We start from the raw sequence: 13765 nt of genomic DNA on the forward strand, positions 1-13765 counted from the left end.
CCCGGCGTCAGCCCCCCGCCCCCACCACCCTCCCGTACTGCTCCCGAACCTCCCGGTACCGCAACAGCTCCGCCGCCACCGGATCCAGCACCCGCGCCCTCCCGCACCCGGCCGCCGCCTCCCGCAACCGGCGTTCCGCTTCTAGTCCGTAGCGCCGCGCCGGCCCCCGCGCCGCCATCCGGCAGCCCCACTCGATGAGCGGCCCGCCGACGATGCCGATCACCATCAGCAGCACCGGCACGCCCAGGTTCGGCGACATGACCCCGACGATCTGGCCCAGCAGCCACAGACCGCCCAGGAACTGAAGGATGGTCATGGACGCCTGGGACAGGACGGCCATCGGCCACCACCCCGGCCGCGGCGGCCGCCCCGTCGGCACGCCCGCGCGCACGCTCAGCTCGTCCAGCGCTTCGGGCAGCCCCTGGGAGCCGCGGACGGCCGCCTCGCGCACCGCCTGCGCCCAGGGCACGGGCAGACCGGCCGAGGCCCGGTCCGCCACCGTCCGTACCGCCTGCTCGACCCGCTGCCGGGCGGTGGCCTCCTCATCAGCCTGCGTGCGCGAAGGGAGCCGCCCCGTGGCGGGCTCGCCACGGTCCTGGTACCAGCGCCACAACCGCAGCCAGGGCGTGCCGCAGGCGCGGTTGGCGTTGCGCAGCCACGCGCGCTCGGCGGCCTCGCCCGCCGCCGTGGCGCCCACGGCGTCCGCGAGCCGGTCGGCGAACTCCTCCCGGGCCTGTTCGCTGAGCCCGGTCCGGCGCTGCGTGGCGTAGACGGGCCACAGCCGGGCCGCCGCGATGTCCACGTCGGCCGAGATACGGCGGGCCGGCGCCGCGCGCTCCCCGACGAACTGGCCGAGCGCCTCACGCAGTTCTCCGACACCGTCCCCGGTGAGCCCGGACAGCGCGAGCACGGTCGTACCCGGTTCGCCGTGCTCCCCGAGGGCGATGCCGTCCTCGTCGAGGAGTCGCCGCAGATCGTCGAGGACCTGCTCGGCGGCCTCCCCGGGCAGCCGGTCGATCTGGTTGAGGACGACGAACATGACCTCCGCGTGGGCCGCCATCGGCCGCAGATAGCGCTCGTGGAGGACGGCGTCGGCGTACTTCTCCGGGTCGACGACCCAGATGACCGCGTCGACGAGCGCCAGGATGCGGTCCACGTGCTCGCGGTGCTGTACGGCAGCGGAGTCGTGGTCGGGCAGGTCGATGAGGACGAGTCCGCTCAGCTGGGAGTCCCCGTCCCCGGTCGGCAGCGGACGCCGGCGCAGCCGGGGCGGGATGCCGAGCCGTTCGATGAGGCTCGCGGCTCCGTCGCTCCAACTGCACGCGATGGGCGCCGCGGTGGTGGGCCGGCGCACACCGGTTTCCGAGATGGCCACCCCGGCGAGCGCGTTGAACAGCTGTGACTTGCCGCTGCCGGTGGCGCCCGCGATGGCGACGACGGTGTGCTGCCCGGAGAGCCTGCGCCGCGCGGACGCCTCGTCGAGCACCCGGCCCGCCTCCGCCAGCGTCCTGCTGTCGAGCCGGGTACGGGAGAGCCCCACCAGTTCGCGCAACGCCTCCAGCCGGGAGCGCAGCGGCCTGTCGTACACCAGCGGGGACACCGTCGGCGGGGCGGCGGTACGGCTGTCCATTGCGGCGTACTGGTTCCCTCCGGTGGTCTCGTCGACCCGCCGTGCGATGAGGCCGTCGTCCCAGGCGCCGGAGGAGTCCGTGCGGGGATTCGTGCGGGGATTCGTACGGGAATCCGCACGTGGTTCCGCACGGGGATCCGCACGGGGATCCGCACGGGGATCCGCACGGGGATCCATACGGGAGGAGGAGTCGCCGTCCGGCGCGCCCTCGGAGCCGTTCTCGGAGGCGTTCTCGGAGGCGTTCTCGGGGGCCTTCGACGATGGGTTCTCGGAGACTCCCGCCTTGCCCGCGTCGCCCGGCTGGTCGGCGCGCTCGGTGTGGTCCTGGTCAGTGACGGCGGTCACCGGTCACCTCTCCTTCTGCAGTACGGACAGGGCGGCGATGAGTTCGGCCTGGGGCTCCGGATGGACGTCGAGGGCGTCGAGCGGGGCGAGCCGGCGTTCGCGCTCGGCGTGCAGGACCCGGTCGACGTGCTCGGCGAGCAGCCGTCCGGCCCGGTCGCGCAGGCGCAGCGCGCCGTGGGCGCCGATCCGCTCGGCGAGACTCTCCCCTGCCATCCGTCCCCGGCGGCCGCCCAGCAGGGAGGTGGCGACCAGGGCGGCGACCAGCTCGGGGTCGGGCGCGAGATTCCGGTCGAGCTCGCGCACCTCGTCCTCGGCGTACTCCTCGAGCTCCCGCCGCCACCGCCGCACGGCGAGACCGATCCGGTGCTCGGCGCTCTCCGCGGCGGGTTCCCGGTCGGCGAGCCCGGGTGCGGCCGCCGCGGGTTCGCGCCGCCAGGCGTCGTCGATGCGCTCGTCGGCGGCGGTGACGGCGCACAGCAGCAGTGTGCTCAGGCTCTCCACGAGCGCGTCGAGGAGTTCGCCGGCGGTGCAGTCCAGGGGGAAGGCGCGCCACCGCTTGAGGGCGTCCCCGGCGAGCACCGCCCCGGCCTGCAAACGGCCCCGCACGCGCGTGTGCTCGCTGTCGTACGCCCCGTCGACGGCGGTGGTGAGCCGCAGCGCGGCGGCGTACTGCGCGGCGGCGGCGCCGGCCAGCTCGGGCATCCGGGACTTGAGGGAGTCGAGGACGCCGTGCGCGGTGCGGGCCATGACCTGCTGCCGAGCCGCCGGGTCCTGGGCCTGGTGGACCAGCCAGGTGCGCAGCTGGGCCACGGCGCTGGCCGGCAGGAGACCGCCGCCCCAGGCCGACTCGGGCAGTTCGGGCACGGTGAACCGCGGCACCTGCCCGAGTCCGGCCTTGGTGAGCAGGGCCCCGTACTGGCGCGACACCTCGGCGACCACCTGGTGGGGCACCCGGTCCAGAACGGTGACGAGGGTGACGTCGTACTCCTTGGCGGTGCGCAGCATGTGCCAGGGCACGGCGTCGGCGTAGCGGGCGGCCGTGGTGACCATGATCCAGATGTCGGCCGCGCAGATGAGCTCGGCGGCCAGGACGCGGTTGTCGGAGACCAGGGAGTCGATGTCGGGGGCGTCGAGGAGGGCGAGGCCGGGCGGCAGCGTCTCGGCGGTCTCGACGCGCATCACGCGCGCGGGGTTCTCGCCCGGGAGCAGCAGATCGTCCGGTGGGTCCTGCTGTGGTACCCACACACGGGTGAGATCGGGCAGCACGCGCATCCCGCTGAACCAGTGATGGTCCTCCGGGTGGCAGACCAGCACGGGCGTCCGTGTCGTCGGCCGCAGCACCCCGGCCTCGCTGACCCGACGTCCCACGAGGGAGTTCACCAGCGTCGACTTACCAGCTCCGGTGGAGCCCCCGACGACGGCCAGAAGTGGCGCTTCGGGGTCTTTCAGCCGGGGCACCAAGTAGTCGTCGAGCTGGGCGAGCAGTTCGTCGCGGCTGGCACGCGCGCGTGGGGCCCCCGCCAGGGGCAGCGGGAAGCGTGCGGCGGCGACACGGTCGCGCAGGGCGGAGAGTGCGTTGAGCAGCTGAGGCCGTACGTCCAAGGTCACCACATGTGAAGAATGCCCAACTTTGGGGGAATTCTGAAGCATATGAGCATGTCTGCGCGCCGATGGAACACAAGGGATGGAAGGGACTACTGGGACACGGGCCCACTCCAGGCATAACGAGTGCACAACACCCGATGCCTCTGACGCCAAAAGCGGTGCACGATTCGTACCTGCCTGCGATTATCAGGACCGCTTCACCGAACCTCCACATCGAGCCACGGAGGCGAAGCAACAGGGACAAGGACGCGGGAGCCCTATCCTTGTCCCCGGCAACGTCACGGATCGGCCCACACCAGGGCACCACGACAGAGGCCACCACACCGGCCCCCGTAGCTCAGTGGATAGAGCAGGCGCCTTCTAAGCGCTTGGCCGCAGGTTCGAGTCCTGCCGGGGGCGCAAGTCTCCGCCCTCCCTTTGGGGAGGGCTTTTTGCTGGTCAGGGTGGGTGTCAGCCGACAGCACGAAGCCCCGGACGCCCCCTCGATGATCAAGGGCGGGCTCCGGGGCTGTCCGGCTGTTACCGGGTTTTTGCGGGTGGCCGTGTCGAATACGTGTCGAAGTTTCTGCGGGCCGCGAGGTCAGTCGGACGGCCGCTCGGGGAGATCTCCAGCAGCTTCGAGCCGCCTCTTCAGGTCGGGCAGCTGGCCCTCGACGCATCGGGCGTAGGTCGCCAGGAGCACGGCAACACTGTTCCCGGCCCAGTCGGCCACCTGGGCGGGTGGGATCCCGTCGTTCAGCCACTTCGTCAGGCGCGTGTTCCGGTTGTCGTAGACGCGCCGTCCGGTGGGCGACTCGAAGACGTGCGGGGGCAGTACGGCCTTACGCGCGCTGCGCCATGCCCGGCGGATGACGGAACCGGCGAGGATGCCTCCAGACTCGCCTTGGAACAGCAGGTCACCCGGCCTGAGCTGTTCGTCCTCGATGTGCTGCCGAAGGATGCGGGTCAGGGCGGGATGTCCAGGGACAGTGCGGGTCTCACCCTCCGCACGGCCTTTCAGGTCGCGTTGCTCGTGGATCTCCCCCGTGTCTGTCCACTGCTTTCCGACCTCGGGGGTCGCGGTGTGGATCAGCAGCTCGCACCACTGGTCGTCGGCGTCAGGCTCGGGCAGGGTCACGTCCTCCACGCGCATTGCTACGGCTTCCTCGGGCCGTGGACCGCAGTAGTACAACGTGGCGAAGAAGGCGTGAAGTCGCTCGCCGCCGCGTGGCCGGCGCCGTATCCAGTCGAGGATGGCCGCCGCTTGCTCCGGGTTAAGCAGGGACCGTTTGTCCACGGCGTTCGTGGTCTTTACGACGGCCGTCGACTCCTTGCCCTTGGGAAGCGGGTTGGTTCGTAGGATGCGCCGCCGGATCGCGTACTTCATGGCGACATTGAGGATGCGGCGGTTGCGCTTGCGGGACCAGGCCGCCGCTTGCTTGCCATCTAGGCGCGTGTCGATGGCGCGTAGGACCTGGTCGACCTTCTCCGGGTCCTCCCAGGCCGAGACGGGCAGGGAGTTCCGCTCCACCCATCGGAGGATGGCCACCACGTCTCGGGGTGCGTCGGGACGTCGGTTGGTGTTGAACGCCCACTCACGCAGGGCGGTGCGCACGGCCACAGGTGCGAACTGGGTGGGCTTGGCCCGCAGCAGCGCGATGGTGGTCGCCGTCAGGGTCTTGGCGATGTTCTTACGGCTGTTGCCGCCGAGTTGTGCCCAGCGAGCATCCACGTACTCGACGGCGAACTTGTACCAGGTCATGGCAGCCGACTTGGAGCGGTGAGACACGGGGAGTCCGGTGGCGATGACGAACGCCTCGCCCTTTCCGGTGGCCCGGATGAGTTCGGAGCGGAAGCCCTCGGCGAGGGCGACGGTGCCGAAGGGCTCACGCCAGCGCTTCCCCGCGACCACCCAGCGCACGGTGTATGTGGTCTTTCGGGCTCCCTTGTAGGTGAGGATTTTGTAGACCTTGACGTCGTAGGTCGTCTCCATCAGGCGGCGTCCTCCCGGTCGTCAAGCCAGTGGTCGAGGTCGCTCCGCCGGATTCTGAGGTCGCCGTTCGGGAGCTTGATGCAGCGCGGTGCGCGACGCTTGGCCCGCCAGTCGTAGAAGGTGGAGCGCGAGACGGCCAGCTCCTCGCAGACTTCGGCCAGGGTGAGCATGGTGCGCGATCTGGTGGCCGTGGTCATGTACTGCTCCCTTCGCTGAGCAAGGCTTCGCGTGCGGTTTCGCGATTGAGTTGGAGGTCGCGGGCGATGGTGGCGGCGAGAGCGGATTCGCCGGGGGTGTGGCCGTGTCCGGCGTACTGCCAGTCGGCGAGGACCAGGACGGTGTCGGGCTCGCGTTCCTCCAGGCCGAGGGCGGCGTGTTCCTGGGCGGCGCGGTAGTCGGCGCGGGCCTGGCGGAGGGCGCCGAGGGTGGTGGAGTACCGGCGCGACGTGCTGGAGAAGTGGCCGCGGAAGCCGAGCATGTGAGCCCAGGCCCACAGACGCCGTTCTGGGTAGAGCGGGTCGAGCACTTTGCAGGCCTCGATGAGGCGGCGGGTGTGGTCGGGAACTTGGTGGCGGTCGAGTTCGGCGAGTTCGCCGATGCGGCGGTCGAGGGTGCCGGTGTTCTCGGCGGCTTTGGTGGCGTACTTGGCCACGTAGGAGGCGACTGCCTGTTCGGTGATGTCGGAGCCGTCGCCGAAGGCCTTCACGGGCCGGACGTCGAGCTGGGTGCCCCAGCGGAAGGTGCGGGCGGGCTGGTCGTCGGCGGCGGGGACGGAGACCGAGGTGTAGGAGTGCGCAGCTGCTGCTCGGATCGCGTCGGCGAGGAGGTCGACGGTGGCCCAGGAGGGCGGGGTGGTCTCGGGTCCGTCGGGGCCGTCGATGCGGATCACGGCATGGAAGTGCAGGGCGCCGCGCTTCTGAAACTCGGCGACCTTGCCGTAGGAGAGGCGGGCGCGTTCTTTCAGCTCTCGTTGGGTGATGCCGGCGCGGGCGGCGATCTCGCGGCGGAGGCGGTTGGTGAAGCGCTGCCAGAGCTGCCCGGCATGGTTGTTGAACAGCACGGCACCCGCGTAGTCGTACGTCGCCGGGTCCAGGGCGGTGCCCAGTTCCGGGGCGTTCGGGGCGTGGCGGGTGCCGCAGCGGCATGCGTCGTGGTCGGGCCGGTTGTGCACGCGACCGAATGAGGGGGCGGTGAGCGTGGCGAAGACGCGCGGGTGGTCGCGGACGGTGGCGGGGATGTCACGTCGGTCGTCGCCAGCCAGGCCCGCGCGGATGAGGTGGTAGGTGTCGCCCGCGTAGGTCCAGGCGCAGGAGGGGCAGCGCGAAGCGCGGCGGTTGCCGCATGCGACGCGAAGGCGTCCGCCCGGCTCGTTGGCGGTGGAGTAGTGGTGCAGGGTCTCGCCAGTGGTCTTGTCCTTAGTGAGGGTCCAGCCGGTGAGGTGAATGGGGTCGGCGCAGCCGCCGGTGCAGCGGATCTGCTCGTGCCAGCGGTGGTAGTCAGGGGCCGAAGCCACCCTCAGCAGGTCGCCGAGGGTGGTCGGGTCGAGCAGGTCAGGCACGTGCACCCTCCTGGACGCGGCGGGCGGGGACGGTGCCCTGGCCGTTGCAGGCCCAGCAGGCGATGGTGAGCGTGGGCAGGTGGCCGTGCTGGTCGCGGCTGCCGGTGGTGATGGCGGCGGTGGCGAAGCCGTCGCAGTTGGGGCAGATGCGGGGCGTCGGCGTGGTGGGGTGCGTCATGCTGGGCGTTCCTTCCGGTTGTGAGATCGGACAGGGACGGCGCCCGGGCGGCGGATGCTTGGCGGTATCGAGGCCGCCCGGGGGCCGGTCAGCGTCGCTTCGTCTCCGAGGCGAGGAGCGAGCGCAGGACGACGGCGCAGACGGCGACCGAGGCGCCGGTGGTGGCGACCGCCAGGAGCATGGAGACCAGGACGGCGCCGACGACCAGGACCACGGCGGTACCGCCGCCGACGAGGGCGAGAGCGGTGCCGGGGGTGAGCTGCACCGTCGGCCGAGCAGGCGCGGGGGCCGGGGCCACCGGAGCGGGCGGCGGGGTCTGAGCGGCCGGGACAACGGTGGTCGGCTCGACCACGGAAGGCGTGACGTGGCCGGTCGGCGTGGGCATGGTCGGGATCTTCGGACGGAACATCAGCGGTTCTCCCTTGCGGGGGTGGCTACTTGATGAAGGTGTCGATGGCTGGGGCGAGGACGCTGTCGGCGAGGAGGAAGCCGCCGAGCAGCAGGACGGCGATGAGCCAGGCGGGCGGGCGGATGAGCTTGACGCCGAGGTAGCCGACGACGAGCAGGGCAAGCCAGAGCGGTACTTCCATGGCGGAGGGCCTCCTAACGGACGCGGCAGCGGTGGGTGCGGGCGGCGAGCTGGGCGGCGGACTGGCTGGAGTAGTCGGCGGACCAGCCGCAGCGGTCGGCGGTGCACACGGCGGCGTATTTGGTCTGGCCGTGGCGGTCGCGGTGGGTGCCGATCTGCACGGGGCCGATGCGCATCACGGAGTGGAAGTGGTCGCGGACGGGCATGTCAGTCGGTCTCCTCTCGGGTCAGGGCCGGGTCGGGGTAGGCGGCGCGGATACCGGCGGCGGTGGCCGGGTCGGCGGTGCGGCGGGCGGCTTCCTCGGCGAGCAGGTGCGCGAGGAGGGGCCGGTTCGCGGCGGCCATCTCGCGGGCGGCGTCGAGGTGGTCTGCGGCGGTCAGGTCGGCCGGGTCACTGGTCATGGCGTGTCTCCCGTCGATGTCAGGCGAGTTGGGCGGCGATGGCGTCGGCGAGCTGGGGCGGGACGCCGAGGCGGGCGCGCAGGGTGTCGGTGTCGATCGGAGTACCGGTGCGGGTGCGGTGGTCGTCGGCGACCTTGCGGGCGTGGTCGACCAGCGCGGTCGGGACCGGCACAGCAGTAGCGGGCACGGGCGGGACGGGCTCGGCGGCGGCAGGGGCCGGGGTGTCGTCGATCGCCGGAACCAGCTCAGGCTCGGGCTCTGGTTCGATCTCGTCCTGCTGGGTGGCCGGGGCTATGGGTGCCGGCGGATCCGGAACCTGCTCCGGTGCGGAGTGGGCGAGGAGGGTGCCGCCCATGAAGGCCAAGGCGGGCCAGGCGGCGACCAGGATCCGCAGCCACGCCGGGACGTGGTCGAGGTCGAGGAGTCCGGCGGTGGTGACGTTGGCGCCGAGGGAGGCGACCAGGGCGACGATGAACCAGCCCCAGGCCAGCCGGGACGGGCCATCGGCACGGAGCCGCCGCCAGGAGGCGACCAGGAGCAGATCCACGCTGATCGGGTAGGCCCAGGCTTTCCAGCCGTCCTGTCCGGCAGCGGCGGCGAGGTCGTGCAGGTGGGCGAAGGACAGCGCCCCGGCAATGACGGCCTGGACCAGGACCGCGTCGACGCGGAGAGCGGGGCGGGCCATCACGGCTCCTTCCTGTGATGTGGCATGGCGGGGGTAGGGACCTGGCGCGAAGCGGTCGCACCGACCGGGGAGCGGGGAAGGTCAGGCCGTGGCGGGGGCTGTCTTGGACAGCGGCACCCGGGCCGAGGGCAGCACGGCGACCGCAGGCCGGTAGGCCTCCAAGGCGGGCACATCGGGGGTGCGGTCGGCGTACTTGTTGCAGATGTTCACGGCCTGGCGCAACGAAGTGTGCGGGGCGCGAATGCGGTGCCAGCCCCCGGTGGAGTCACCGGCGATCGCGATGCCGCGTGTCTCGGCGGGGATCTGGATCGCGGCCAGGACGGCGTCCGGGGAGATGTCCCCGAAGGCCATGTTGGCGGATGTTTCGTCGTTGACGCGGTGCGCGGTGCGGCCGGTGAGCTGGGCACGAAGCATGGTGATGCCCTTGCCGAGTTCGGAGCCGAAGCGCTGCCCGCAGATCTCCAGATAGATGCCAGCCGCGCGGCCGAGCTGGGCGAGACGAACCAGGGCAGTGATGATCCGGTCCCGGCGCTTCTCCTCCTCCCTGCTGGCGAACAGAGCGAGTTCGGCGACCTCGTCGACCAGAACCACGACCGGGACGGGTCGGATGTCGTCGGGCAGGTCCCAGATGTCGGCGGCGATCTCCGCATCCGGCACCGCGACACTGATGCGCTGCTCAGCGCGGATCAGTTGGTAGACCTCCCCCATGTGCTCAACCAGCGCTTCCAGCAGCTCCAGGGCGGTGTCCGGGTTGTCGGCCAGCGCGGAGAACCGGCGTGCCAGCGGGAACAGCTCGACGCCTTGCTTGCAGTCGATGCCGACCAGGGCCACGTCCATCGGGGCCAGCCCGGCCACCAGGTTGCGCTGGTAGACCGACTTGCCGGACTCCGTGGCCCCCAGGGTCAGCCCGTGGGGAACGGCGCGATAGTCGCGGTAATGCACCGAGCCGTCCTCCCGCAGTGCGACCGGAACCCGCATCGGACGTTCCTCGGTCTTGGCGGGCATCTGGACCTGCTTGAGCACGTCGTAACCGGTCATCCGCACCTCAACGACACCGGAGCGGACTTCGCGGGAGGTCACGCCGTACATCCCGAAGGAGTGGCGCAGCCGGTCCGTCGCGGCAGAGACGTCGAAGGCGTCCTGTCCCGGTCGGAGCTTGAGACGCAGGACCAAGCCGGTGCGGGTGGGCCGCAGCCGCAGGATGCGCGGGACACGGGAGTCCGGCACCGGCCGGTTGGCCACCCGGGCCAGCGCCAGGCGCCAGCGCGAGGGCGGAACCGTCAGGCCGCAGGCATCCATGCCCGAGGCGTAGCGGACCAGGATCCGCACCGTGGCGACGACGACGCCGAAGGTCAGCCAGTACCGGGCGGGGCGCCGCCACCGCAGGAGACCCGCAGCGGCGACGACCACAACCACAGCAACCATGAACCAGGTCATGATCAGGCCGCCTCAGAGGCCGAACCGGTAGCGGCCAGCGAGGTGACGGCGACCGCGCGGAAGGCGATCCCGTGGCGCTTCTGGCCGTTGAACTCGTTCTCCCACGGCCGGGCGATCAGACCCGTCAGCGCTACGGGGGTGCCCATGGCCAGGTCACTGGAGATACCGGGCTCCGGGACGGTGATGGACAGGATCTCGACCTCGTCGTTCGCCGCGAACATCACGTCCACGGTCATCAGCTTGACGCCGTCGGCGTCGATAGCGATCTCACCGGTACGGCGGTCACGGACCTTGGGCTGCGGGGCCTTGGCGACCATCACGGTCGCGCCGGACGTCTCAACGGGAATCTGACGCATGATGGAACTCCCTTGCGAGGGGCGGGGGCGGCGTACTTGCTTGGCGGTGGGTCGCCGCTCTCGTGCATTGACAGATGAATGCAGCAAAGCTGCGGGGAGTGCGCCCCAACTGGTGCGCACCAGTAGGCTGCATCTGGTGCGCACCAGATGTCAAGCGCTGTCGCTGCTTCGGCTTCTCAACTCGCCTTGCTGCGATGGTTCTAGGGAACCGTCTCCGCCAACGCCCCGGTAGCCAACAGGGGTTAACACCTGACGCGTTAACCCCTGCCGACCTGCGGTGATCTCAGGCATGCTGCAATGAAGTCTCTGTAATCCAGGCAGGGCGGCGCCACGTGACGAACGGACTCAAGACAGCAAGGAGCGCACGGGAGTGGTCGCAAGAGCGGCTCGTTCGGGAGATCGAGCGCTATGCGCGACAACACATGCTCGACGTCGCTTCAACAGCCAGCCTGCGCGTGTACGTCTCGGAGTGGGAGAACGGCCGGCGCTCCATCTCAGCCCGCTACGCGAAGATACTGCGAGCGCTGCTCGGCATCACGGACGACGAGCTGGCGGGCCGGACGGAATTGCTGGTGCCTGCCGCCACGACCGACGGGTACGACGACCTGATGGGACGTATCGACGCGGCTCGCAGCATCAGCGTGACCATGGTGAGCACGTTCATGGATCAAACGGAACTGCTCAGGACCGTGGACCGGCAGATGGGCGCTGCAAGCCTGGTCGACCAGATGACGGCCCACCTTGCGACGCTTGAGGACGCTCTCACCTTCGCCGTCCTGCCCGAGACTCGGCGTCCAGTCGCACGCGCCTTGGCTGGAGCAGCGACTCTGGCTGCCTGGCAAGCACTTGACGTCGGAGCCATCGAGCGAGCCTGGCGGCACTACGAGTTGGGCAAGCGAGCCGCCCAAGAGGCCGAAGAGCCGATGTACCTGGCACACGCTACAGCCGAACAGGCCTACGTCCTCTGCGACGCCGGACGCGCGCCCATGGCAGTGCAGCTCATACACGAGGCCCAGCGACTCGGCGGAAAGGCCATGTCTCCACGCCTCACAGCCTGGCTGTACGCCGCAGAAGCCGAGATATGCGCCAGAGCGGGTATGCCCGACGAGTGCAAGCGCGCACTGGAGAGCGCGGCGCGCTCCCTGCCCTCGGGTGACGAAGCCCGTGACCCCGACATGCTGAGCATCTTCCTCAACGGCGGACACCTCGCCAGATGGCGCGGTAACGCACTGGCCCTGATCGGCGACGAAGAAGCGGTAGAAAGCCTCTACACGGCCCTGGAGACCTCCGACCCGACCTTCATACGCGCCTCCGCAGGCCTGCGCTGCGACCTGGCGCAGGCACACATAGCCCGCGGCGAGTACGACCAGGCGCACAAGCACCTCCGCCAGGCCCGCTTGATAGCGAACCGCACCGGGTCCGTACGCCAACGGCGTCGAGTCGAACAGCTCACGCAGCGTTTGTAGGCGGAGCTCCAGCACCTCGTGCGGAGAGGACATGGAGCAGAGCCACGAGCGTGCCGGAGCCCATTAGTTCACCCCGCGCCATGAGGCCAGGAATGTCGGCGAGCGGCACCCAGGCGATGTGCCCGGCCTCCTCCAAATCGGACGGCTCACCAACGAGCTTGGCGCCCTTGCCCACGAAGATGTCGTGCGGCGAATCGACCATGCCCACCATGGGCTGATACGTGACCACGTGTTCCAAGGAATCCGGCCGCCAACCAGTCTCCTCCTCGACCTCACGCAGCGCCGCCTCCAAGGAGTCCTCCCCCTCGTCGACGATGCCGCCCGGGAGCTCCCACCCGAACGAGTCTGGCACGAATCGGTAGCGCCACATCATCAGCACACGGTCCTGGTCGTCGATCACGGCCGCGATGGCCACGTGATGAAGTTTCACGACATGGTGCTCGAAGCGCTCGACCCCTGGCGGTTCGACGTCGACGAGGCTGAGCTTCACCCAGCGGTTGTCATACAGAGTCCGCTCGCCATGGATCTGCCACGGTTCAACATCAGCCGGCGCCTGCGTCGTCACAGACCGATCCGGCACCCGGTAGGAGCTGCGGCCGTGTACCTCAATCACACTCTCCGCAACGAGCTTGGCGAGCACCTGCCGTAGCGCGGTCCGGCCGATGGCCAGCTCGTCCGACAAAGTCCGCTCAGACGGGAGCTTGGAACCTGGCGGGTACTGTCCCGCCGCGATCCACTCGCGAATCGTGCGGTAGACCCGCTCCGACTTGGGTCCCATCCGGTCAGCACGCTCCCTGTCGTCCTCTTGTGTCGGCCGGCACAAGCGTAGCCCGGAGCCCACTCTCAAGAGTAGGCACTGACCACGTCGACGATCAGCAGCCAAGCCGAGGCAAGCGGCGCCAAGCATCTCCCGGGACCGGACAAGATCAGCAGCCAAGAGCGCGGTAGAACTTTCCCTACTTCATCAAGGCCCGCGCACGGCGCGGGCGCGCGCCGCCTCTGCGGCGCGGCCTGCCTCCTGTCTTCGCCCCGGCTGGCCGCGCCCGGCGGCGCGCTGGCGAGTTGCGGGCATGAAGTGGGAGACACCCTCTGTGGCTGGGGCGGTCGGCTCCACGGCTTTAGGCAGCCACTTTGGGGCGAGCCTCTAAGATCATGGCCCCAACGTCGTGCTTTAACGGGCAGGTCCACAGACTGCCCGACGCGCCGGAAGCTTACGGGGCCATGATCACTCGCCCCAAAGCAGCTCCAGCCCAAAGCCGTTCCGCCGACCTAACCGGAAGCCTGCGACCAGAGCCGACAGTCTGAAAAGCACTGTCGAGCCCCTGACGCTGTACGCTAAGTTATTCTCGATGCCCAAGGTCATCGCGCACATTATATCGGTAGCGCAAGTCAGGGGGACTAATGAGCTTTGGACTTGACGCAAAGAAGGCTGCGGACATCTGCCAGACGGAAATGTACGGAGATTGGTACCGGGACCCCTGGGGGTGGCCCGAACTGTCTTGGGTGATGAAAAGTCCGCAGGAATTTCCATGGTCGGAGATC

General features: G+C 69.9%; 15 protein-coding genes and 1 tRNA gene. 2 read left to right on the plus strand and 14 right to left on the minus strand.

What is annotated here, in order from left to right:
- Positions 1 to 7: 7 nt before the first annotated feature.
- Both ABFX81_RS14370 and ABFX81_RS14375 read right to left on the minus strand, forming a co-directional pair.
- Positions 8 to 1975 carry a GTPase gene (locus ABFX81_RS14370; protein ID WP_346138137.1) on the minus strand — a complete coding sequence of 656 codons (1968 nt, stop codon included), beginning with the start codon at positions 1973 to 1975 and terminating at the stop codon, positions 8 to 10.
- A gap of 3 nt (positions 1976 to 1978) precedes the next feature.
- Positions 1979 to 3586, minus strand: a complete 1608-nt coding sequence (locus ABFX81_RS14375; RefSeq protein WP_086854615.1) for a dynamin family protein — start codon at positions 3584 to 3586, stop codon at positions 1979 to 1981.
- 320 nt (positions 3587 to 3906) lie between these two features.
- Between ABFX81_RS14375 and ABFX81_RS14380 the strand changes: the two genes are divergently transcribed.
- Positions 3907 to 3979: transfer RNA gene (locus ABFX81_RS14380), tRNA-Arg, on the plus strand.
- Positions 3980 to 4160: 181 nt separating this feature from the next.
- Here ABFX81_RS14380 and ABFX81_RS14385 read toward each other — a convergent pair.
- The 11 genes from ABFX81_RS14385 to ABFX81_RS14435 form a co-directional block, all read right to left on the minus strand.
- Positions 4161 to 5552 (minus strand): mobile element protein, encoded by a 1392-nt coding sequence (locus ABFX81_RS14385; RefSeq protein WP_086854614.1) that lies wholly within the window; start codon positions 5550 to 5552, stop codon positions 4161 to 4163.
- Positions 5552 to 5749: a helix-turn-helix domain-containing protein gene (locus ABFX81_RS14390; RefSeq protein WP_086854613.1), complete on the minus strand. Its 198-nt coding sequence runs from the start codon at positions 5747 to 5749 to the stop codon at positions 5552 to 5554. Before ABFX81_RS14390 ends, ABFX81_RS14385 begins: the two co-directional genes overlap by 1 nt.
- Positions 5746 to 7110 carry a replication initiator protein RepSA gene (gene repSA / locus ABFX81_RS14395; RefSeq protein WP_086854612.1) on the minus strand — a complete coding sequence of 455 codons (1365 nt, stop codon included), beginning with the start codon at positions 7108 to 7110 and terminating at the stop codon, positions 5746 to 5748. The genes ABFX81_RS14390 and repSA overlap by 4 nt, the downstream gene beginning before the upstream one ends.
- Positions 7103 to 7288, minus strand: a complete 186-nt coding sequence (locus ABFX81_RS14400) for a hypothetical protein (protein ID WP_086854611.1) — start codon at positions 7286 to 7288, stop codon at positions 7103 to 7105. Before ABFX81_RS14400 ends, repSA begins: the two co-directional genes overlap by 8 nt.
- Before the next feature lie 88 nt (positions 7289 to 7376).
- On the minus strand, positions 7377 to 7697 hold the full coding sequence (locus ABFX81_RS14405) for a SpdD-like protein (protein WP_346138139.1): 321 nt from the start codon (positions 7695 to 7697) through the stop codon (positions 7377 to 7379).
- Positions 7698 to 7722: 25 nt separating this feature from the next.
- Entirely contained in the window at positions 7723 to 7878 is a 156-nt protein-coding gene (locus ABFX81_RS14410; protein ID WP_104779910.1) for a hypothetical protein, read from the minus strand.
- Between the two features lie 13 nt (positions 7879 to 7891).
- Positions 7892 to 8083, minus strand: a complete 192-nt coding sequence (locus ABFX81_RS14415; protein ID WP_346138140.1) for a mobile element transfer protein — start codon at positions 8081 to 8083, stop codon at positions 7892 to 7894.
- 1 nt (position 8084) lies between these two features.
- The gene (locus ABFX81_RS14420; protein ID WP_346138141.1) at positions 8085 to 8279 is read right to left on the minus strand and encodes a hypothetical protein; all 195 of its coding nucleotides are present in this window, start codon (positions 8277 to 8279) and stop codon (positions 8085 to 8087) included.
- 19 nt (positions 8280 to 8298) lie between these two features.
- Positions 8299 to 8964, minus strand: coding sequence for a DUF2637 domain-containing protein (locus ABFX81_RS14425; protein ID WP_086844776.1), 666 nt, complete (start codon positions 8962 to 8964; stop codon positions 8299 to 8301).
- 81 nt (positions 8965 to 9045) lie between these two features.
- A complete protein-coding gene (locus tag ABFX81_RS14430; protein WP_086844778.1) occupies positions 9046 to 10401 on the minus strand; it encodes an FtsK/SpoIIIE domain-containing protein in 1356 nt (451 codons plus the stop codon).
- Between the two features lie 2 nt (positions 10402 to 10403).
- Positions 10404 to 10757, minus strand: coding sequence for an SCO3933 family regulatory protein (locus ABFX81_RS14435; protein WP_030835946.1), 354 nt, complete (start codon positions 10755 to 10757; stop codon positions 10404 to 10406).
- A gap of 332 nt (positions 10758 to 11089) precedes the next feature.
- Between ABFX81_RS14435 and ABFX81_RS14440 the strand changes: the two genes are divergently transcribed.
- A complete protein-coding gene (locus ABFX81_RS14440; RefSeq protein WP_086844780.1) occupies positions 11090 to 12223 on the plus strand; it encodes an NsdA family TPR-like regulatory protein in 1134 nt (377 codons plus the stop codon).
- On the opposite strand, the gene ABFX81_RS14445 is transcribed toward ABFX81_RS14440, so the two are convergent.
- On the minus strand, positions 12207 to 13001 hold the full coding sequence (locus ABFX81_RS14445) for an NUDIX domain-containing protein (RefSeq protein ID WP_086844782.1): 795 nt from the start codon (positions 12999 to 13001) through the stop codon (positions 12207 to 12209). The two genes, ABFX81_RS14440 and ABFX81_RS14445, sit on opposite strands and share 17 nt — an antisense overlap.
- Positions 13002 to 13765 lie beyond the last annotated feature (764 nt).

Source organism: Streptomyces coeruleofuscus (genome assembly GCF_039532725.1).
Classification (GTDB): domain Bacteria; phylum Actinomycetota; class Actinomycetes; order Streptomycetales; family Streptomycetaceae; genus Streptomyces; species Streptomyces coeruleofuscus.

Bases quoted from the DNA above. Each gene is read 5' to 3' on its own strand.
- ABFX81_RS14385 (WP_086854614.1), bottom strand. From the start codon at position 5,552: ATGGAGACGACCTACGACGTCAAGGTCTACAAAATCCTCACCTACAAG.
- ABFX81_RS14390 (WP_086854613.1), bottom strand. From the start codon at position 5,749: ATGACCACGGCCACCAGATCGCGCACCATGCTCACCCTGGCCGAAGTC.
- ABFX81_RS14400 (WP_086854611.1), bottom strand. From the start codon at position 7,288: ATGACGCACCCCACCACGCCGACGCCCCGCATCTGCCCCAACTGCGAC.
- ABFX81_RS14405 (WP_346138139.1), bottom strand. From the start codon at position 7,697: ATGTTCCGTCCGAAGATCCCGACCATGCCCACGCCGACCGGCCACGTC.
- ABFX81_RS14410 (WP_104779910.1), bottom strand. From the start codon at position 7,878: ATGGAAGTACCGCTCTGGCTTGCCCTGCTCGTCGTCGGCTACCTCGGC.
- ABFX81_RS14415 (WP_346138140.1), bottom strand. From the start codon at position 8,083: ATGCCCGTCCGCGACCACTTCCACTCCGTGATGCGCATCGGCCCCGTG.
- ABFX81_RS14420 (WP_346138141.1), bottom strand. From the start codon at position 8,279: ATGACCAGTGACCCGGCCGACCTGACCGCCGCAGACCACCTCGACGCC.
- ABFX81_RS14425 (WP_086844776.1), bottom strand. From the start codon at position 8,964: ATGGCCCGCCCCGCTCTCCGCGTCGACGCGGTCCTGGTCCAGGCCGTC.
- ABFX81_RS14430 (WP_086844778.1), bottom strand. From the start codon at position 10,401: ATGACCTGGTTCATGGTTGCTGTGGTTGTGGTCGTCGCCGCTGCGGGT.
- ABFX81_RS14435 (WP_030835946.1), bottom strand. From the start codon at position 10,757: ATGCGTCAGATTCCCGTTGAGACGTCCGGCGCGACCGTGATGGTCGCC.
- ABFX81_RS14445 (WP_086844782.1), bottom strand. From the start codon at position 13,001: ATGGGACCCAAGTCGGAGCGGGTCTACCGCACGATTCGCGAGTGGATC.